This window comes from Streptomyces sp. NPDC059003 (assembly GCF_042740445.1).
GTDB lineage: Bacteria > Actinomycetota > Actinomycetes > Streptomycetales > Streptomycetaceae > Streptomyces.
On the sequence record NZ_JBHYJH010000001.1, the window covers coordinates 246,750 to 265,521 of the forward strand.

At 70.9% G+C, this 18,772-nt stretch carries 17 protein-coding genes and 2 pseudogenes; 13 read left to right on the forward strand and 6 right to left on the reverse strand.

Annotation, left to right across the window (positions count from 1 at the left end; genetic code table 11):
• Positions 1-42: 42 nt before the first annotated feature.
• The 3 genes from ACFWZ5_RS01100 (at position 43) to ACFWZ5_RS01110 (ending at position 3,791) form a co-directional block, all read left to right on the forward strand.
• A complete protein-coding gene (locus ACFWZ5_RS01100; RefSeq protein WP_384786089.1) occupies positions 43-936 on the forward strand; it encodes an MBL fold metallo-hydrolase in 894 nt (297 codons plus the stop codon).
• Positions 937-1,033: 97 nt separating this feature from the next.
• The gene (locus ACFWZ5_RS01105) at positions 1,034-2,389 is read left to right on the forward strand and encodes a flavin monoamine oxidase family protein (protein WP_384786092.1); all 1,356 of its coding nucleotides are present in this window, start codon (positions 1,034-1,036) and stop codon (positions 2,387-2,389) included.
• 181 nt (positions 2,390-2,570) lie between these two features.
• Positions 2,571-3,791 carry a cation:proton antiporter gene (locus ACFWZ5_RS01110; RefSeq protein ID WP_384786095.1) on the forward strand — a complete coding sequence of 407 codons (1,221 nt, stop codon included), beginning with the start codon at positions 2,571-2,573 and terminating at the stop codon, positions 3,789-3,791.
• Between the two features lie 9 nt (positions 3,792-3,800).
• Here ACFWZ5_RS01110 and ACFWZ5_RS01115 read toward each other — a convergent pair.
• Positions 3,801-4,223 (reverse strand): annotated as a pseudogene (locus ACFWZ5_RS01115) (hypothetical protein).
• 304 nt (positions 4,224-4,527) lie between these two features.
• Between ACFWZ5_RS01115 and ACFWZ5_RS01120 the strand changes: the two are divergent.
• Positions 4,528-5,129: pseudogene (locus ACFWZ5_RS01120) on the forward strand (protein-L-isoaspartate(D-aspartate) O-methyltransferase); the annotation flags it as partial.
• A 116-nt stretch (positions 5,130-5,245) separates the two neighbouring features.
• Here ACFWZ5_RS01120 and ACFWZ5_RS01125 read toward each other — a convergent pair.
• Complete coding sequence (locus ACFWZ5_RS01125; protein WP_384786098.1) at positions 5,246-5,830, reverse strand: TetR/AcrR family transcriptional regulator; 585 nt, start codon at positions 5,828-5,830, stop codon at positions 5,246-5,248.
• Between the two features lie 155 nt (positions 5,831-5,985).
• Positions 5,986-6,651, reverse strand: a complete 666-nt coding sequence (locus tag ACFWZ5_RS01130) for a TetR/AcrR family transcriptional regulator (RefSeq protein WP_384890068.1) — start codon at positions 6,649-6,651, stop codon at positions 5,986-5,988.
• 122 nt (positions 6,652-6,773) lie between these two features.
• On the opposite strand from ACFWZ5_RS01130, the gene ACFWZ5_RS01135 reads away from it, so the two are divergent.
• On the forward strand, positions 6,774-7,610 hold the full coding sequence (locus ACFWZ5_RS01135) for a phytanoyl-CoA dioxygenase family protein (protein ID WP_384786103.1): 837 nt from the start codon (positions 6,774-6,776) through the stop codon (positions 7,608-7,610).
• 21 nt (positions 7,611-7,631) lie between these two features.
• The gene (locus tag ACFWZ5_RS01140) at positions 7,632-8,051 is read left to right on the forward strand and encodes a RidA family protein (RefSeq protein WP_384786106.1); all 420 of its coding nucleotides are present in this window, start codon (positions 7,632-7,634) and stop codon (positions 8,049-8,051) included.
• Between the two features lie 34 nt (positions 8,052-8,085).
• Here the strand turns inward: ACFWZ5_RS01140 and ACFWZ5_RS01145 are convergent, their stop codons facing one another.
• Positions 8,086-9,798: an alpha/beta hydrolase gene (locus ACFWZ5_RS01145; protein WP_384786109.1), complete on the reverse strand. Its 1,713-nt coding sequence runs from the start codon at positions 9,796-9,798 to the stop codon at positions 8,086-8,088.
• 239 nt (positions 9,799-10,037) lie between these two features.
• On the opposite strand from ACFWZ5_RS01145, the gene ACFWZ5_RS01150 reads away from it, so the two are divergent.
• Together ACFWZ5_RS01150 and ACFWZ5_RS01155 are read left to right on the forward strand one after the other, a co-directional pair.
• Positions 10,038-12,803, forward strand: coding sequence for an aminotransferase class I/II-fold pyridoxal phosphate-dependent enzyme (locus tag ACFWZ5_RS01150; protein WP_384786112.1), 2,766 nt, complete (start codon positions 10,038-10,040; stop codon positions 12,801-12,803).
• A gap of 61 nt (positions 12,804-12,864) precedes the next feature.
• Positions 12,865-13,365 (forward strand): HdeD family acid-resistance protein, encoded by a 501-nt coding sequence (locus ACFWZ5_RS01155; protein WP_384786115.1) that lies wholly within the window; start codon positions 12,865-12,867, stop codon positions 13,363-13,365.
• Positions 13,366-13,422: 57 nt separating this feature from the next.
• On the opposite strand, the gene ACFWZ5_RS01160 is transcribed toward ACFWZ5_RS01155, so the two are convergent.
• The gene (locus tag ACFWZ5_RS01160; protein WP_384786118.1) at positions 13,423-13,626 is read right to left on the reverse strand and encodes a hypothetical protein; all 204 of its coding nucleotides are present in this window, start codon (positions 13,624-13,626) and stop codon (positions 13,423-13,425) included.
• 365 nt (positions 13,627-13,991) lie between these two features.
• Between ACFWZ5_RS01160 and dhaK the strand changes: the two genes are divergently transcribed.
• Genes dhaK through ACFWZ5_RS01175 form a run of 3 tightly spaced genes read left to right on the forward strand, consistent with a single transcriptional unit; the run spans position 13,992 to position 16,077 of the window.
• On the forward strand, positions 13,992-14,984 hold the full coding sequence (gene dhaK, locus ACFWZ5_RS01165; RefSeq protein ID WP_384786121.1) for a dihydroxyacetone kinase subunit DhaK: 993 nt from the start codon (positions 13,992-13,994) through the stop codon (positions 14,982-14,984).
• Positions 14,985-15,041: 57 nt separating this feature from the next.
• On the forward strand, positions 15,042-15,674 hold the full coding sequence (gene dhaL / locus ACFWZ5_RS01170) for a dihydroxyacetone kinase subunit DhaL (protein WP_384786124.1): 633 nt from the start codon (positions 15,042-15,044) through the stop codon (positions 15,672-15,674).
• The gene (locus ACFWZ5_RS01175) at positions 15,667-16,077 is read left to right on the forward strand and encodes a PTS-dependent dihydroxyacetone kinase phosphotransferase subunit DhaM (protein WP_384786127.1); all 411 of its coding nucleotides are present in this window, start codon (positions 15,667-15,669) and stop codon (positions 16,075-16,077) included. The genes dhaL and ACFWZ5_RS01175 overlap by 8 nt, the downstream gene beginning before the upstream one ends.
• Positions 16,078-16,099: 22 nt before the next feature.
• Here ACFWZ5_RS01175 and ACFWZ5_RS01180 read toward each other — a convergent pair whose 3' ends face one another.
• Complete coding sequence (locus ACFWZ5_RS01180) at positions 16,100-16,810, reverse strand: glycoside hydrolase family 75 protein (RefSeq protein WP_384786130.1); 711 nt, start codon at positions 16,808-16,810, stop codon at positions 16,100-16,102.
• A 204-nt stretch (positions 16,811-17,014) separates the two neighbouring features.
• Between ACFWZ5_RS01180 and ACFWZ5_RS01185 the strand changes: the two genes are divergently transcribed.
• Both ACFWZ5_RS01185 and ACFWZ5_RS01190 read left to right on the forward strand, forming a co-directional pair.
• Entirely contained in the window at positions 17,015-18,013 is a 999-nt protein-coding gene (locus tag ACFWZ5_RS01185; RefSeq protein ID WP_384786133.1) for a fibronectin type III domain-containing protein, read from the forward strand.
• 142 nt (positions 18,014-18,155) lie between these two features.
• Positions 18,156-18,689 carry a universal stress protein gene (locus ACFWZ5_RS01190; protein WP_384786136.1) on the forward strand — a complete coding sequence of 178 codons (534 nt, stop codon included), beginning with the start codon at positions 18,156-18,158 and terminating at the stop codon, positions 18,687-18,689.
• Positions 18,690-18,772: the final 83 nt, after the last annotated feature.

Sequence of the window (18,772 nt, forward strand, 5' to 3'; positions counted from 1 at the left end):
CGCGACGTACCGTGATCCGCACGCACATGAAGGAGTTCGACCTTGCTCAGCACCGGGTACGCGGAAACGGAGTACGGCGGCGGAGTCACCGTCATGGTCGGCGCAGAGCGAGGCGCCTACCCGTACGCCAACTCGGTCCTCGTCCGCGGGACCGCCGAGACGCTGGTCATCGACCCGTCGCTGTCGCTCGTCGGAACGGCGCCACCCGCGGACCTGGTCCTCGTGAGCCACGCTCACGAGGACCACATCGCGGCTCTGGGTGACTACGAGACGCCCGTCCACGTCCACATGAAAGACCTGGCCGCGATCCGGTCCCGCGCGGTCATGGTCGAGGGCTATGGCCTCCCTCCGGACACCGCCGAGCACACCGACCTGATGCTGCGCGACCGCTTCCACGTCCGGAGCCGCCCCGAGGCCACGGGTTTCGCGGACGGCGCCGTCTTCGACCTCGGCGGGCGCACGGTGACCGTCGTGCACCTGCCCGGCCACACGGCGGGCCACTGCGGTTTCCTGATCGAGCCGGACGGCTTCTTTTTCGTGGCGGACATCGACCTGACGTCTTTCGGTCCCTACTACGGAGACGTCGGCAGCAACCTCGCCGACTTCGAGGCGTCCATGCGCCGCTGCCGGGAGATCGACGCCCGCTGGTACGGCACGGCCCACCAGAAGGGTGTGATCGAGGGCGCCGCCGAGTTCTCGGAGCGCCTCGACGCTTTCGTCGGCGTGACAGCGACGCGCGAGGTGACCCTCCTCGCGTTCCTCTCCGAACCCCGGACTGTCGACGAGATCGCCGAACACCGTCTGGTCTACCGCCCCCACGTCGAAGGCCACCACGTGCTGCCGGTCGAGCGTAGGACAGCAGTGCAGCATCTGAACCGGTTGACCGGCGCGGGCCGGGTCACGGAGATCGAACCAGGACGGTTCCGCGCCACGTAGCGGTCGCGCGCCACCCGGATGCCATGGAGTCGTCGGCTCGAGTATTATCGAACCCGATTCGAGTTCGATTATCAGAAGGTGCAAGGAGTCGCGAGTCATGGCCGCAGCACAGCATGTTGACGATGAGCCCTGCGACGTCGTGGTCATCGGCGCGGGAATGTCGGGCCTCATGGCGGCGACGACCCTCGCGGACAAGGTCGACGTCGTGGTACTCGAGGCGGAGGATCGGCCGGGCGGACGCGTCGAGACAGTCCGGAAGGGCGGATACTGGATCAACGTCGGCACCCAGTTCACGGAGGGGACCGGGCCGTTGATCGATGCTCTCGATCGGCACGGCATCGAGATGGGGTCCTTGTCCGGCACGAGTGTGACACTCGTCCTCAACGGCGTATCGGTCGACACGTCCGACGTGCTCGCCCTGATGTTCCGCACCCGCATGAGTTTCATGGACCGGGTCGGCATGGCCGTGGTCGGTGCCCGCCTCCTCTCTGCGGTCCCGTTCCTGCAGTCGGACAGCCGCTTGGCGAAGAAGGTGCGGGCCAGGCTCGACAGGCGTCCCGCATCGGACCTCCTGCGCGGCGTCCGCTCCGAGCTGACCCGGGCCGTGGTCCGGTCCTGGTCGGGGCAGTGGATGGGGTGCGAGCCTGAGGAGACGGCGGCGACCCAGCTCGTGGTGTCGATCGGAATCGCCCTGACGGACCCGGCGAAGGTGCCGAACTTCGCCCTGCCCGTCGGCGGCAATCAGACCTTGACCGACGTTCTGGCCACGGACCTCGGTGAACGCCTTCGGCTCGGGACGACCGTACGGTCCGTGGAGAAGAGCGCAGACGGTGTCGTTGTGAACTACGACAAGGCGGGCCGCCCGGCGCGGATCCGCGCGAAACGCGCCATCGTCTCGGTTCCCAGCGACGTCGCGTCACGGATCCTTCCCGAGCTTCCGCAGACGCACTGCAAGGCGTTCGACGACATTCACTACGGCCGGTACGTGATCGTCGGCTTCTTCACCGAAGAGGAGGGCCCTCAGCCGTGGGACGGGCTCCTCGCCGTGTCCACGCCGCAGCTCTCCTTCCAGGCGATGTTCAACCACGCCGCCGCCCTGCGGAAGAACGGCCCGCGGAAGCCGGGCGGCGCGCTGGCGTGCTTCGCCGGTGGTGCCTCGGCCGACGCCTTGTTCGAGCTCTCCGATGAAGAAATCGTCGCGCGGTTCTCCAAGGACCTGCTCTCGGTCTACCCCCAGCTCGAAGGGAAACTTGGGGAGGGGATCGTGCGACGCCACCACCGCGTGGTGCCGTTCTGGGCACCACGGGGCCGCGAATCGCTGCCGACGCTGCGCAACCCCCTCGGCCCCATCCACCTGGCCGGCGACTATCAGCTCGACATGCCGTCGCTCGCCGACGCGGCCACGTCGGGCGAGAACGCGGCGAAGGCGGTCCTCTCGAGCCTGGGCCGCTGACCCTTCCGCCCGGATCGTCCCGCGGGAGGACCGGCCCAGGCGTCCCGAAGCCCTGGCCGAGTACGACGCACGCAGAGTGCCCGAGGCCGACGACCGCCCTCTCGCCTCTGAGGATGCAGCCGTCGGCTTCCGGCTCCCCCTGTCCTCCCCCGCCCTCCCCACTCCCGTTCTGCGAGTCGCCGTGATCGCTCTCCTGGTCCTGCTGTCCCTGCTGTTCCTGTGGACCGTCGCGTCCGAACGGCTCGCACGGTGGAGCATCACCGCCCCGATCGCCTTCGCCACGGCCGGCATCCTCCTGAGCGGCCAGGACCACCCGGTCGTACCGCTCGACATGGACACCCACACCTTCCAGCGGGCCATCGAACTCGTCCTTGCGGTGATGCTGTTCACCGACGCCACCGAGGCGCGGGACTACGCCCGCCTGAAGGGCCCGGTCGGGGAGGGAAGACTCCTCGGTATCGCCCTGCCGGCCTCCCTCGTGCTCGCCACGCTGGCGGGCGCCCTCGTCTTCCCCGGAAGGAGCTGGTGGATCCTCGCGGTCGCGGCCCTCGTCGTCATGCCCATGGACCTGGCCCCGGTGCTCACGATCCTGCGCGACGAGCGCGTACCGCTGCGGATGCGGGCCGCGCTCAACGTCGAGGGCGGTTTCAACGACGGCCTGATCTCCCCGCTCTTCGTCTTCTGCGTCGCCAACCTGGTCTCGGCCGAAGGCGACACCTTCGGCGACCTCCTCCTCAACGCCCTCAAGGGCGCGGTGTACGCCTCGCTCGTCGGCAGCGTGCTGGGGTTCCTGGCCTCCCAGGCTGTGCGCCGGGGGCTCGCGTCCGGGTGGGCCAAGCCCGCCGGCCTGCGCATGGCGGCCCTCGCCCTGCCCTTCCTGACGTACGCGGCCTCCGTCCTCGTCGAGGGCAACGGTTTCGTCGCCGCCTTTGTCGTGGGCCTCTGGTACGCGAACACCGTCTCCGTGATCGGCGGTGGCTCCCTCGACCTGGTGCAGGATGTCAGCCACCTGCTGACCCTGGCGGCCTGGTATGCCTTCGGGGCTCTGGCCGCAGAGGCGTTCGCCGACGGGATCGCTCTCCAGGTGCTCGCCTACGGCATCCTCGTGCTGACCGTGGCCCGCTTCGTCCCAGTGGTCGCCTCGCTCACCGGCACAGGTTTCACCCACGCCGAGCGTGCCGCAATCGGCTGGCTCGGGCCACGCGGCGTCACCTCGATCGTCTTCGCGGTCCTCGCCTACATCCAGCTCCCGAAGGAAGAAGCGGACTTCGTGGTGAACGTGACCGCCGCGACGGTCCTGCTCAGCGTCGTCCTGCACGGCGTGTCGGCGGAACCGGTCGCCCGCTGGTTCGCACGACACCCGCGACCCGAGGATCAGGTGCCACCCAGCCCCGGCCGATAGTCGGGCGCATCAGGCAGCCGTGTTCAGCGCCGAGACGACACTGGCCCGGTGATCGTGTTGAAGGCGAACGCGATGACGGCGTTGGCGCCAACCGTCCGGCGCATCTCCCTCGACGAGATCGTCGGCGTGGAACGCCACCGCGAAGGCGACGACCACCGAGATCCACGCGACGACCACCAGGACGAGAGCCGTCGCCCCGCGCACCGCCGTGGGCAGCGCCGAGCTGATGTGCCCGGAGAACCACACCACCACCACGAGGAGAGCGCCGGCAGCGATGAAGAGGCAGACCCCCGGTCCCGGCGCCGTGCCGAGGACATACCGCTGGAGCACGATCCCGCGCTCGGTGTGCCGGGCCCAGGTGCGAACCCGCTCCGGCGGTGCGGTCGAGAAGGCGACGGCAGTGAGCAGGAGATAGGGAACCAAATAGGACATCAGCACGAACACGCATACATCGGCCACCGACACACGGCACGGCCGATTCGTGCTGAACCTCGGAGTGATCGGGGTGAGAACCGCCGGGCGCCTCGCACGGATTCTCAGGGCGGCACGGAGATGAAGCGCTGGAAGTACACGTCTGGCGACGGGTGGTTCTGGGGTGGCGCCCTTGCACTGATGACGTGGGGCACGCTCCTCGTGCTGCTGATCCTCTATGTGACCGGAACCCTAGATTCGGCAGACCAGGAACGCACATTCCAGTAAGGACGAGTCCAGTCGTGCCGAGTTGGGGCGCGTGCTCATGGCGAACGGCATTCTGCCGTCGGACTGGTCACCGGCTTACGCGGCGGTACCACGGTCCGCATTCCTGCCGGATCTCATGTGGCCTTTCGACATGACCAAGGCGCGCAGTGTGCCGGTCGGGAAGTCCACCGATCCGGAAGCGTGGCACCGGTACGCCGACGCGGACGTCCCAATCGTCACGCAGTGCGACGACGGCGAGCACACCGGCACGGAGCTCGGGGAGGTTCCCACTAGCTCCGCGTCCATGCCGAGCGTCGTGTTCTCCATGCTCCGGGATCTCGACGCCGACCGGGCGGGGTCATCGTGGCCCCCTGGGGGACGCACTACGGCAACGGCGACGCGGTGGCCCGTCTCGCGGTCTCGGAGGACGGGAAAAGCGCGTCAGGCGCGTTCACGGGGCCCGTGGAGTTCATGAAGCTGCGGGCGCAGCGTCAACCACCTGTGGTGCATTCCGAGTACGTCACGGACGGTGCGGCCGGTAGCGACGAGGCATCCACGAGCATCACGGCGACAGAGTTCGTGGACGCCAACTTCGACCCTCACACTTTCGTGCTCGGGGTGTGCGTGCCCGACTGTGCAAGTGTCCTCTCCGTCGGCCGGCAGTTGCTCTCAGCGATGAATTCAGGGCGTGCGGTAGCCGTAAAGCGAGGGGGTGGGCGGGCGGTCATCCCGCGTACGCGGAGGCGCGGGACCGGCTTCTTGGCCGGGCGCCTGCGTCAGGCGTGCCGCCTCAGGCGCGCTGCTTCAGCCCTGGCGGGGTGTAGGTCTGAAGGTAGGCGGTCACGAGGCGCTTGGCCTCGGCGATCGTGGTGTCGCCACCGGCCGGGTCGCGTCGGAACGCCGTGTCGAAGAGCCGGTTGCCGACCTCGAAGGCGAGTTGCAGGGCGAGGCGGGGGGGCGGCGGTGACGAGGTTCCGCTCGATGAGGGTGTGCCAGAGCTTCTCGGCCTGTGCCTCGTCGAAGGCGCGGACCAGTTCGTCGAGCGCCTCCTGGCGTCCCGGGAACCACAGTTCGGCGCAGCTCGGGTGCTGGCGGAAGTAGGTGAACGCGGGGTCGATAACGGCGTCGACGGCGTCGCGCAGCTCCGGTGCGTCCAGGGCGGCACCGACGAGGGCGTCCAGCTCGCGCGCCTGGCGCCGCAGCAGTTCGGCTTCGACCTGATGGCGGTCGGAGAAGTAGTGGTAGACGGAGGCGGTCGGGACACCCGCCCGCTGGCCGATCGCCTTGAGCGTGGCGGCCTGGTAGCCGTGCTCGGCGAGCAGCGCCTCCGCGGCGTCGAGAAGGGCCTGCCTGCGCTGCACCCCACGGCGCTGCACCCCAGCCGTACGGGCGGGCGCCTGCGTTGCCAGTCTCTTCTCGAACGCGATGCGGGATCGTATCAGCCACCTCCGGCGTCGGCGCGGGACCGAGATGCGTGGGCGGCGGCTCAGGGTCCCTGGACGGACCGGCCTCGCTGTCAGGGCCCCGTCCGCCGCCTGTGCGGGGTGGGGGTGATCAGGGTGATGGCGGCGTCGACGAGGGCCTGGAGGCGGCTGGGGGTGAACCGTTCGGGCTCGATGGGGAACATCATCATCCAGCCGTCGCCCATGGCGCTGAGCTGGTCGGCGAGCAGGTCGGCGGAGATGTCGTCACGGACACTGCCCTGGGCCTGTCCGCGCGCAAGGATGGTGGTGTACACCTCGCGGAAGCGGGCGTAGCGCCGCTCGATCAGGGCGGCGAAGCCCGGCTCGTACCGTGCGTGGGCCAGGAGTTGGAACATCACGGGCCAGAACTCGGGATCCGCGGCGGCCGGTGCCAGCCACCGCTCGAACATCGTCCTGACGTCGGCCTGAGCCCCGCCGTCCTCCAGGATCGCGTCGTACTGGTCGAACCGGCTCTCCGCCAGAGCGACGACCAGCTCCTCCTTGCTCGCGAAGTAGTACGTCACCGCCCCAGTGGTACACCCTGCGCGCTGAGCCACCTTGCGCAGCGACGCGCTGGCATAGCCCTCCTGCGCGATCAACGACGCCGCGGCCTTCAGTAACTCCGCACGCCGCGCGGCATGATCACCGGTCGGCCGTCCGCGCCGCGCGACCGGCTCGACTCCGTCGCCGCCGTCACTCGCTCGTCGTGTCGGGGTCATAGGCATCCCGCGATCCTGCCACAGAATTTATCGTAACGCGTGTTGCGATAATTGCGGCGGGTCGTTAGCGTCCTTGCGTCATCCGGTACGACAGGCCATGTGGTACGACGGAGGGAATCGCCATGCACGGGCACGACTCAGCGCGGGAAGCGTTCCGGAACGACGGTGCCGTTCTCGTCGAGCGATGTCTCGACGACGCTCAACTGGCGCTGTGCCGCGAGGCGTTCGACTGGGCGGTGGAGCACCCGGGTCCGAACGCTTCAGGGATGTTCCGCGGCACCGAGCGGCAGTCGCACGTCGACAACGCCAACCCGCTCGCCAAGGACCGCCTCGACGCGATGGTGTCGTCGCTGCCCTTCGGTGAGGTGTTCGCCGAGCTGTGGGGTTCGCGGCACGTCTGGTACTTCGCCGAGGAGATCTTCCTGAAGGCGGGCGGGCAGGGCGCCCGTACCTGCTGGCACCAGGACACCGCGTATCTGCCCTGGGGCGGCGAGCACTGGGGCAACGCGTGGATCAGCTTCCAGACGCTGCCGAAGCGGAACGCCCTGGAGATCATCCGCGGCTCCCGGCACGGCGTCCAGTACGACGGGACCACCTTCGCTGACCCCGACGATCCGACCGAACCCCTCCACGGCGGGGGCGTGCTGCCCCGCCTGCCGGACATCGACCGCGAGCTGGCGGCCGACCCCGATGCCTACGACGTCCTGTCCTGGGAGACCGGGCCCGGCGACGTCGTCGCGCTCCATCCCCGTTCGCTGCACGGCGGCGCCGGGGTCGACGCGGACTGCCCGGAGCGCCACACCCTGGTCCTGCGCTTCTTCGGTGACGACGCGACGTTCCGCCCGCTGCCGGACGTGCACAAACGCTTCGCCCGCAACGGCATCCTCTTCGTCGACGAGATGGCGAAGCTCAACCCGGGCGACCCGTTCCGCTCGCCCGTCTTCCGCCAAGTCCTCTGAGTCGTCCGAAGGGAGTCCGCCATGAACTCGCGTGACCTGAAGCGTCAGTCGGTCAACCCGCCTCCCACGCAGGAGATGCACGAGACGCTGCACTTCTCGCAGGGGACCCGCGTCGGCGGCGTGATCTGGGTGTCCGGCCAGGTCGGGATCGACCTCACCACCGGGGAGCCCGCCGACTGCATGGACGCCCAGGCCCGCCTCGCCTTCGACGGCGTGCGGGTCGTCCTCGAAGCCGCGGGGGCCGGCCTGGCCGACATCGTCGAGTTGACGACGTTCCACACCGATCTGCGGGGTGGCATCGCGGAGTTCGCCCGGGTGAAGGACGAGTACATCGCCGCGCCCTATCCCTCGTGGAGCGCGGTCGGCGTGACCCAGCTCGCCCGGCCCGAGCTGCTCATCGAGATCCGCGCGGTTGCCGTGGCGGGCAGCGGACCGGGCTGACGCCCGGCTCAACCGGACGGCAGCGGGGCGGGGTTCACGCGTCGCGCGCCACGATGTGCCGCAGGCGGGCGAGGTCCTGCCCGGTGATGCCGGCCGGGCGCAGGACGGCGTTCCAGCCGCCGACGTAGTCGGCCTTGTAGGTGTGGCCGTGGCCATCGGGTACCCCGGTGGCGAACGGGAGGTCGGCGGTGACCTGCCAGAACGTCACGAACGGGACCCAGAAGATGCTCTTGAGCACGTCGTCGCCGGGCGGCTCGTCGATCCAGTCCGGCTCGTCGAGCATCAGGTGCGGGCCCCACCACACGATCGGGTCGGAGGCGTGCAGGAGGTACAGCACGCGCGGGCCCTCCCACGGCGGATCCGGCGGCGGGATGTCCGCCCCGGCGTCGGTGGCGAAGCGCACAGTGCGTCCGCCCTTGTAGACGGGCTGGACCTCCGGGCTGCCGGACTCGCGGTGGTCGCTGAACCGCCGGAACAGCGTGCTGAAGTTCGGCGGACCAGCGAAGAGCGCGCCCGCGGTGCGGTTGCGCAGGTCGTACTCCCCGCTGAACGCGGTCTCCGCGCCGAACGCCCCCAGGCTCTCGCCCGCCACGTACAGGCGGGGGCGGTCGTCGGCGGGGAGCTTCGACCACACGTCGTACACCGCGTCGAACAGCTCGCGGCCCGCCTCGCGGGCCTTGGACTGGTCGACGAGGTACGACATCCAGGACGGCAGGTAGGAGTACTGGAGCGCCACGGTCGCGCAGTCGCCGCCGGTGAGGTACTCGAAGCTGTCGACCGCGGCGGGATCCACCCAGCCACTGCCGGTCGTCGTCATGACGAGCAGGGCCCGGCGCTGGAACCCGTCGGCGCGCTCCAGGTCGGCGACCGCGCGGGCGGCCCGGGACTCCGTGTCGTGAGCCGTCTGGAGCCCCGCGTACGCGCGGATGGGCGTCGGCGTCGGGCGACCGGTGAACCGTGCGATCTGGGCGGCTGAGGGGCCGCCGGACACGAAGGTGCGGCCCTTCCTGCCCAGCGAGTCCCACGGCACGTTCGAACCCGGGCCGCCCGAGCGCAGGGCCGTCGCCGGCCGCCGCACCCCCTGCTCGGTCTGCGTGTCGCGCAGCGAGAACGCCTGGTTCGCCGTGGCGACCAGGCCGTCGACCAGCAGACCGCTGAGGACCAGGACGGACGCGACCACCACGAGGATCCCGCCGACCCCCTTCGCCGCCCGCGCGCCGATCCAGCGCCGCAGCAGCCCGGCCACCCGACGATAGGCCCCGCGCAGCCCGCGGGCCGCCAGCACGATCAGCCCCAAGAGCACGAACGCCAGCGGGAGCGAGGCGATGGTCTGCGGGAGGCTGTAGTCCGTCACGTCCACCAGACGGCGGATCTGGTGCTGCCCGTACTGACCGAGCCCGAACGCAACACCGAGCAGAACGACCCCGGCGACGCCGAAGGCCCGCCAAGACGACCGCCGCGCCACACGCGGCCCGCGGTCGGCGAAGGCCCGCCAGATCCACGCGGCACACACCCCGAGCCCGTACCCGATCGCGGCGAGGATCCCGCAGATCACCCCCTGCAGGACACCACCACGCGGGAGCAGCGAGGGAGTGAAGGACAGGCACGCCAGCAGCAGCGCTCCCCAGGCGCCGGGAAGCGTGGCATACGGCGGGCCGGCTTCAGCCGAAGCGGCCGGCTGGACGGATTCCCGGTGGCGGACGCTCGGGGGCGGCGTGTCCGCCGCTTCCGGTGACTCTTCGCTCACGACTCCTCCGGCCCCGTCAACGACGATCAACCGAATTGTCCCCCTATGCCGACACCGCCCACCAGCCGCCGCTCCGTCCCGCGAGGTCCGGCCGCCGGGGGGGGCGGCTGAGCGGCGGTCAGGATCCACCCGGCCGAGGCGCCGCCGGGCAGGCGGGCCCGATGCCGCACGAGATGCGCCCCCCTCACCTCAGTCCTAGCATCGCCGTATCAACCCGTGAGGTCAGAGAGCCGATGCACATGGGATCGTCAAGGACACCCGCCGACGCCGCCGCACGGGGCACCGGTCAAGCCGGTTCGGGACACGGAGTCTCCGCCTACAACAGCGTCGCGGAACTGCAGACGGATCTCTGGTGGTCGATCGCGGACAGCGCGCGCAGGCTGACGGAGCCCGCCCTCGACCCGGCCGAGCGGGCGGAGGCGGAGGCCGCCCTCGACCGGAATCTCGCGGACGCCGAGGTACTCACGTACTTCTACAGTCGTCCTGGGCGGCACGTAGCGGCAACGCTGCGCGCACAGGCATCCGAGTCGTACCTCGAACTGAGCCGGACGGCGGAGCGGATCGGCCGCAGCCTGATCGGCGAACTGCCGATCTCGGCGGCCGGGGTGACAGGCAGGGAAGGGATGGACGTCGAAGCGGCGCCGTCCACCACCCCCGACCGGCGCTCCGGGTTCGACGTGCTGGTGGTCGCCGACCTCTCGGCGACCGAGGAGACGAAACTCCTCAGCGGCCTGCGCGCCTTGCGCCGCCCTGAGGACGCGTTCGTCTACGACGCCGTCACCGTGCGCGGCTTCGTCGACGCGGCGGTCGCGGTCATGGTCAATCCGTGGATCCAGGCGGTCGTCGTCAGGCCGGACTTCCGCACCCGGTCGGCCGTCGACCTGACGTTGCTCCAGGAGCTGGTGCCGCCGGTCGGCATCCCGGACCTCGACCACGCCACCGCTGCGGACCGGGCCCGCGAACTCGCCCGCCACGTCCGCGAGGTGCGGCCCGAGCTCAACCTCTACCTGGTCGAACAAGCCTCGATCGAACAGCTCACGACGCAGGTCGGGCGCGCATTCGACGCGGTCTTCCTGCAACAGGAGGACGTGCTCGATCTGCACCTGACGATCCTGCGCGGGGTCGCCCAGCGGTACCGGACACCGTTCTACTCGGCGCTCGTCGAGTACTCCCGCAAGCCGACGGGAGTGTTCCACGCGTTGCCGGTCTCCCGGGGAAACTCGGTGGTCCGCTCGCCGTGGATCCACGACATGTGCGACTTCTACGGCCTGAACATCTTCCTCGCCGAAACCTCGGCGACCGCTGGCGGCCTCGACTCGCTGCTCGAGCCGCACGGCGCGATCAGGGAAGCGCAAGATCTCGCCGCTCGCGCCTTCGGCGCCAGGCGGACCTACTTCGTGACCAACGGGACCTCCACCGCGAACAAGATCGTCACTCAGTCCCTCGTGGCTCCCGGCGACATCGTCCTGGTCGACCGCAACTGCCACAAGTCGCACCACTACGCGCAGGTGATGGCCGGTTCCCACGTCGCCTACCTCGACAGCTACACAATCGACGCGTTCTCCATGTACGGCGCGATCCCGCTCTCCGACATCAAGCGGACGCTGCTCACCTACCGGCGCGAAGGCAGGCTCGACCAGGTCGCTTTGATCACGCTCACCAACTGCACGTTCGACGGCATCGTGTACGACGTCGAGCGGGTGATGACCGAGTGCCTGGCGATCAAACCCGACCTGGCGTTCCTGTGGGACGAGGCATGGTTCGCGTTCGCCCGCTTCCACCCGGTGTACCGGCGGCGCACGGCGATGGCGGCGGCGGCCCGCATCGCCGAGCGCATCGGCACAGCGGAGTACCGAGCCGAGTACGCGCGCCACCTCGAACACATCCACGGCATGACGGACGACGAGCTCGTGCACGAGCCGCTGCTCCCCGACCCGGACCAGGTGCGGATCCGCGCATACGCCACGCAGTCGACGCACAAGACCCTGACGTCGTTGCGTCAGGGATCGATGATCCACGTCTACGACGACGACTTCGGCCGACGGGCTGAAGGGGCCTTTCACGAGGCGTATATGACGCATACCTCGACCTCGCCGAACTACCAGGTCCTCGCGTCGCTGGACGTCGGCCGGCGGCAGGTCGAGCTGGAGGGATTCGAGCTGGTACTGCGGCAGGTCGAGCTGGCCATGACGCTGCGCGACGGAGTCGCCGGACACCCGCTGCTTTCGAAGTACTTCCACGTGCTCGGCAGCAGCGACCTGATCCCGGACCACTACCGGCCCTGGGGCCGCATGTGCCCGGTGCGTGCCGGGCCGGTGGCGATGGAAGAGGCCTGGGGCGTCGACGAGTTCGTCCTCGACCCCTGCCGGATCACCATCGAGATCTCCGCCACGGGCATCGACGGCGACACCTTCAAACACACTCAGCTCATGGACCGCTGGGGCATCCAGGTCAACAAGACCACACGCAACACCGTGCTGGCGATGACGAACATCGGCACGACCCGCAGCGCCGTCGCGCATCTGCTGCGGGCGCTGATCGGGATCGCGGAGGACTTGGAGGCCGCACGCGACCAGATGGCGCCCGAGCAGAAGCACGCCTTCGACCTCCAGGTCGACGCGCTCGCGCACGACCACCCGCCGCTGCCGAACTTCTCGCGGTTCCACACCACGTTCCGTGCCGACCCCGCTGGCGCGGCGACGGACGGGAACATCCGCAAGGCCTACTACATGGCGTACCGGGAAGAGCTGTGCGAGTTCGTGTCGTCCGGCGAGGCGCGACGCCGTGTCGACGCCGGTCGGCCGGTGGTGTCGGCGATCTTCGTCACCCCGTACCCGCCCGGCTTCCCGATCCTGGTACCCGGCCAGGAGTTCAGCACGGACATCCTCGACTTCATGGACGCCCTGGACACCAAGGAGATCCACGGATTCGACCCGGTGCGCGGCTACCGGGTGTTCGTCCAGTCGGCCCTGACGGGCGAGACCGGCGATGCGGCCCGCCGGTGAAGCCGACTCGGCAGCTTTCGACAATTCGCCTATAACGGAATACGTGGAACATATAGGTGAAGTGGGTCGCTCCCACCGGGGCGGCGCAGGTAACCCTCTGGAGCGGCTGGGCACGGTCGCGTGGCAGGCCCTGATGCTGATGGGCCTCGCCGCGATCGCGATCGGCGTGGTCGCGTTGGTCTGGCCCGGCCGGACCCTGCTGGTGCTCGGCGTGCTGTTCGGCATCTACCTGCTGATCAGCGGCGTGATGGAGATCGTGGCCGCGTTCGGCGCCTTCGTCAGCGCCGGGATGCGCGCCCTGCTCATCGTCTCCGGCGCGCTGTCGATCATGCTGGGTGTGCTCTGCTTCCGGAACTCGCTGCACAACTCGGTGCTGCCGCCGAGCCTGTGGATCGGCATCATCGTCATCTCCTGGCCCATCGGCTCCATCGTCACCCTGGCGGTCTTCACCGGCGCCTGGCTGATCGCGGTCGGCCTGGCGGAAGTGATCCACGCGTTCAGCCTGCGAAGCCTGGTGCGCTCGGCCGGCGGCCACGGGCGGCACGCGACCGCCGTCGCCTGACCGCGGGCGCGGCGCGCCCGGCACCGCATGGGTACCGCGTCGGCACACGAGCGGGAGTCATGTCCCCTTGCGGACGCGGACGATCCGCCGGGTGTGCCACGCGGCGGAGAACAGCAGCAAGGCCCCGGCGGACGAGGCGCCCGCCATGCTGGAGCGATACGGGAAGTACTTCGGCTCCGACCCGCTTCCGGGATCGCCGGACCCGGGGTTTCCGCACACCAGGTCGCCAAGAGATTCGAGCGTCCTCTTCCTGAACTTCACGCCGCAGCGCCCTCCCCGTCGCCGCCCACCGAGCCCTTGTGTCCGCGCCGCCTCATTGTCGCCCGCCTCGAGATGGAGCCGACAGACAGCGGTCACGGGCACGTGGGTCCCTGCGGAACGTCCACACACGTGACCTTCGCCGCCGCAAGGTCAATACTGCCGATGGCAGCACTCACATCGACCCGCGTCCGACCGCCTCACAAGCCTGACGCCCCGTCACCAAAGTCAGCAACGGGCCAGCATCAGTACCGCCGGAAGCCGCTTCCGACCGCCATGATCCGCCAAGATCCACAACTCGCTAAACACCCTTTGAACAGCAAAAACGCAGGCCGAAGGCCCACTGTTAAGCTCACCAGGAGGTACCCATGAGGATGCTCATCAACGTGGCGGAGACCGTGGTCGCGGACGCGCTCAGGGGTATGGCGGCCGCGCACCCCGAGCTGACGGTGGACGTCGAGAACCGTGTGGTCGCGCGCGCGGACGCGCCCGTGGCCGGGAAGGTCGCCCTGGTGTCGGGCGGCGGGTCGGGGCACGAGCCGCTGCACGGGGGATTCGTGGGGCCCGGCATGCTGGCGGCCGCGTGTCCCGGTGAGGTGTTCACTTCGCCCGTGCCCGACCAGATGGTGCGGGCGGCGGCCGCGGTGGACAGCGGCGCGGGCGTGCTGTTCGTCGTGAAGAACTACACCGGTGACGTCCTGAACTTCGACATGGCCGCCGAGCTCGCCGAGGACGAGGGCATCCGGATCGCCAAGGTCCTCGTGAACGACGACGTCGCGGTCACCGACAGCCTCTACACCGCCGGGCGGCGCGGCACGGGCGCGACCCTGTTCGTGGAGAAGATCGCGGGTGCGGCCGCCGAGGAGGGCATGCCGCTGGAGCGCGTCGAGGCCCTCGCCCGGCGCGTGAACGACCACTCCCGCAGTTTCGGCGTCGCCCTCAGCGCGTGCTCCACGCCCGCGAAGGGCTCACCGACCTTCGAGCTGCCCGCCGGCGAGCTGGAGCTGGGCGTCGGCATCCACGGCGAGCCGGGGCGCGAGCGGCGCCCCATGATGACGTCGGGCGAGATCGCGGACTTCGCCGTGCACGCCGTCCTGGAGGAGCTCGACCCGCGCGACCCGGTGCTCGTCCTCGTCAACGGCATGGGCGCGACGCCGCTCCTGGAGCTGTACGGCTTCACCGCGGAGGTGCACCGCGTGCTGCGCGAGCGCGGCGTGTCCGTCGCGCGCACCCTCGTCGGCAACTACGTCACCTCGCTCGACATGGCCGGGGCCTCGGTGACGCTGTGCCGCGTCGACGAGGAGCTGTTGCGCCTGTGGGACGCCCCGGTCCGTACGGCCGGTCTGCGCTGGGGCATGTGACCCGCCCCCACACCCGTACCCAGGCCGCCACCGAGACCCCCATCACTAGGAGACCCAGTGCTCGACGCCGATTTCCTCCGCCGCTGGCTGGTGACGGCCGCCGCGGCCGTCGACCGCGAGGCGGACCGGCTCACGGAGTTGGACTCGCCGATCGGCGACGCCGACCACGGCAGCAATCTGCAGCGCGGCTTCACCGCCGTCGTCGCCACGCTGGAGAAGGAGGCACCGGACACGCCGGGGGCCGTCCTCACCCTCGCCGGGCGGCAGTTGATCTCGACGGTCGGCGGCGCGTCGGGGCCGCTGTACGGCACGCTGCTGCGCCGTACGGGCAAGGCGCTCGGCGACGCGGCGGAGGTGACCGAGGCCGAGTTCGCCGACGCGCTGCGGGCCGGTGTCGACGCGGTGGCCCAGCTCGGCGGCGCGGCGCCGGGCGACAAGACGATGCTGGACGCGCTGGTCCCGGGAGTCGACGCGCTCGCGATGTCGTTCGACGCGGCGCGCGAGGCGGCCCGCCAGGGGGCCCTCGCGACGGTCCCGCTGCAGGCCCGCAAGGGCAGGGCGAGCTACCTGGGCGAGCGCAGCGTCGGCCACCAGGACCCGGGCGCCACGTCGTCGGCCCTGCTGTTCGAGGCGCTGGCCGACACGGCGGCCTCGGTGGCGCCGACCGCCGAGGAGGGTTCCGGTGAGTGACGACCGCAGGCTCGTGGGCATCGTGCTCGTCTCGCACAGCGGCCCCGTCGCCGAGTCCGTCGCGGTCCTTGCGACGGGCCTCGCGGGCGGTGGCGCGGCGCCGGTGGCCGCGGCGGGCGGCACCGAGGACGGCGGGCTCGGCACCAGCTCCGACCTCATCGCGGCGGCGGCGCGGCGCGTCGACCGGGGCGCGGGCGTGGCGGTCATCGCCGACCTGGGCAGCGCCGTCCTCACGGTCAAGGCGCTCATCGCCGAGGGCGGCGAACTCCCCGACGGCGCCCGCCTGGTGGACGCCCCGTTCGTGGAGGGCGCGGTCGCGGCGGTGGTGACGGCGTCGGCGGGCGCGGACCTCGCCGCGGTGGAAGCGGCGGCGCAGGAGGCGTACGGGTACCGGAAGGTGTGACCCCCTGGAGCCTGCGGCCGTCTCAGTTCTGCCGCAGGAACCGCCGCGCCAGCGCCTCCCCGCGGGCGGCCGCCGCCCGACGGCTCTCGATGGGCGCGACCTTGGGTCCCTGGAACAGCAGGTACGTCACGCCGCCCGCCGCCCCGCCGGTGCGCGGGTCGGGGTTGATGCCCAGCGCCTTCGCGGTCGCGTACGACGCCTCGCCGATCAGGTCCTTCGGCCCGGTGTCGCCGACGACGGCGTACCGGACCCGGCCGCGGTGGATCACGGCGACGGCCGTGCCGCCCGTGATGCCGTGCTTCGCGTGGTTCCAGCGGCGGCTCGCGCCCGGCACGACCACGTACGGCAGGGCCTGGGAGCTCAGCTGGCGGCCGTCCGTCTGCTGGAAGCTCGTGGTGGGCAGGAAGAGCGGGTCGGTGCGCCGGTTGCAGGCGCGACTGGGCCGGCCGTCGCAGTCGATGTCCATGTCGGCCTTCCAGAACACGGCGCCGCGCTTGGCGCACACCGGGACGGTGGCGAGGGCCCCGGCGTCGCGGCGGTACTTGCCGTGCGAGATCTGCCGGCACGAGCGCAGCTCGGCGAGGAGGTCGGCGGCGCGGACCGGCGCCCCTGCGGCGGGAGCCGCCGACACCCGGTCCCTGCCCGGGAGTTCCTTCGCGCTGCCGGTCGTGGCGGGAGCGAGCAGGGCCGCCACCCCCGCGGCGGTGACCAGCGCGGCCGTTGTCGTACGCACGGACGGAGACCTTTCGTCGGACAGTTCGCGGACCGTCGGGCAGTTCGCGGAGCTGAAGCGGCCGGGAGACCCCAATCTGGGTCCCCGCGCACTCCCCTGCCACCGCGCGTGGTCCGTACGGCCCACGCCCCACCTCTTGATGTGCCCCCATCAGCCCCTGTCCAATAGGTCCAGACCAACTGCCGTCGAGTGGAAGGCACCCCGGTGCGACGGACCCCCCACATCCCCCGCCCCCCGCTCCGCCTGCTCGCCACCTGTCTCACCGTCACCGCCGCCTGTCTGCTCGGCGGTTGCGCGTGGGACAGCGAGGAGGGCGGGGGATCACAGCCGCCCGACGCCCCGCGCGGCGTCACCGTCCAGGCGGGCAGCGCCACGACCGTGCACGTGATGTGGAACCGGTCCACCGGCAGGTCCGACATCAGCGGGTACGAGGTCTACCGCGACGCCAGGAAGGTCAAGCAGGTACCGTCCGAGCAGCACATGGTGGACATCACCGGCCTGAAGCCGTCCGTCACATACACCTTCACGGTCCGGGCGCGCGACGCCGACGGCGACCTCAGCGCGGACAGCAAGAAGCTGACCGTCACGACGCCCGCCGCGGTCGCCGCCGACGCCGAGGCGCCCTCCCGCCCCCGCACCCTGCGCGCCAAGGCCGAGGGCGGCCACGCCGCGACGCTGTCGTGGGGCGCGGCGAAGGACAACCGCAAGGTGGCCTCGTACGAGATCTACCAGGGCACGTCGAAGATCCACAGCGTGCCGGGCGGCACCACGGACACCCTGATCACCGGTCTGCGCCCCGGCACCGCGTACACCTTCACCGTCAAGGCGCGCGACGCGGCCGACAACTTCTCGCCCGCGAGCCCCGCCGCGCGCGTCACCACCGCCGCGGGCAAGGACAGCGGGCGCGGCACGGCCCCGGCGGACCTGCGCGCGACGACGCACCGCAAGGACGGCGCGTACTACATCGATCTCTCCTGGAAGCCGCCGCACACCGGCGGCGCGGTGACGGAGTACCAGATCCACCTCGACGGCAAGAGCGTCACCTCCCTGGTCTTCGGCGGCAGCACCCCCAAGGACCGGATGAAGCACAGCTTCTACGTCGGCAGGAAGTCCGGCGACACGCACCGCGTGCGGCTGCGGGCCAAACTGCCCGACGGCACGTGGGGCGGCTACTCCGCACAGCGGACGGTCACCACACGCTGAACCGGCCCGGCCGCGTCAAGATCCCGTCATGAGTGGGCCCTCGCGCGTCAGGCGCGCGCCAACGGAGGCGGTGGGGTGCCGTACACGGGCGTGTGCTGGAGCCTCGCAGGTCCGTGTGGTCGTACGCCGAGGTGGTGCGGTGATGGGTGGTGCCGGAAAGCGGCGCGTGGTCGTCGGGGTGAGCGGGTCGTTGAGCAGCCTCACCGCGCTGCACCGGGGTGCCGACGAGGCGCGGCGCACCGGCGCGGTCCTGGTGGCCGTGCTCGCCTGGGCGCCGCCCGGCGGTGAACTCGGCCACCGCCGCGCGGTGCTGCCGCCGCCGGACGACGCGCTGCGGTCGGCGGCCGCGGACCGGCTCTTCGCCGCCGTCGACGACGCCTTCGGGCCCGGGGGTCCCGGCGTGCCCTGGGAGGGGTACGTCGTGCGCGGCACGCCGGGCCGGGCCCTCGTGGAGAGCGCCTGCCACGCCGGTGACGTCCTGGTCATCGGCGCGGGGCGGCGCGGCGGGCTGCGTCAGGTGCTGTTCCCCTCGGTGGTGCGCTACTGCGTGGCCCACGCCGCCTGCCCGGTGCTCGCGGTGCCGCCGTCGCCGCTCGAGCAGGAGCTCGCGTCCGTGCACCGGCGCGCCAGGTGGCTGCCGTTGGACACGCGGGGGCTGACGGACGGGCGGGCCTGAGACGGCCCCGGGCCGCCTGTTCCGTCAGCGTCGCGTTACGGGACCGGGGCCGCGCGTCAAGCACGCGTCAGCGGGGTGGCCGT

Bases quoted from the DNA above. Each gene is read 5' to 3' on its own strand.
- ACFWZ5_RS01105 (WP_384786092.1), top strand. From the start codon at position 1,034: ATGGCCGCAGCACAGCATGTTGACGATGAGCCCTGCGACGTCGTGGTC.
- ACFWZ5_RS01130 (WP_384890068.1), bottom strand. From the start codon at position 6,651: ATGACCCCGACACGACGAGCGAGTGACGGCGGCGACGGAGTCGAGCCG.
- ACFWZ5_RS01135 (WP_384786103.1), top strand. From the start codon at position 6,774: ATGCACGGGCACGACTCAGCGCGGGAAGCGTTCCGGAACGACGGTGCC.
- ACFWZ5_RS01140 (WP_384786106.1), top strand. From the start codon at position 7,632: ATGAACTCGCGTGACCTGAAGCGTCAGTCGGTCAACCCGCCTCCCACG.
- ACFWZ5_RS01150 (WP_384786112.1), top strand. From the start codon at position 10,038: ATGGGATCGTCAAGGACACCCGCCGACGCCGCCGCACGGGGCACCGGT.
- dhaK (WP_384786121.1), top strand. From the start codon at position 13,992: ATGAGGATGCTCATCAACGTGGCGGAGACCGTGGTCGCGGACGCGCTC.
- ACFWZ5_RS01190 (WP_384786136.1), top strand. From the start codon at position 18,156: ATGGGTGGTGCCGGAAAGCGGCGCGTGGTCGTCGGGGTGAGCGGGTCG.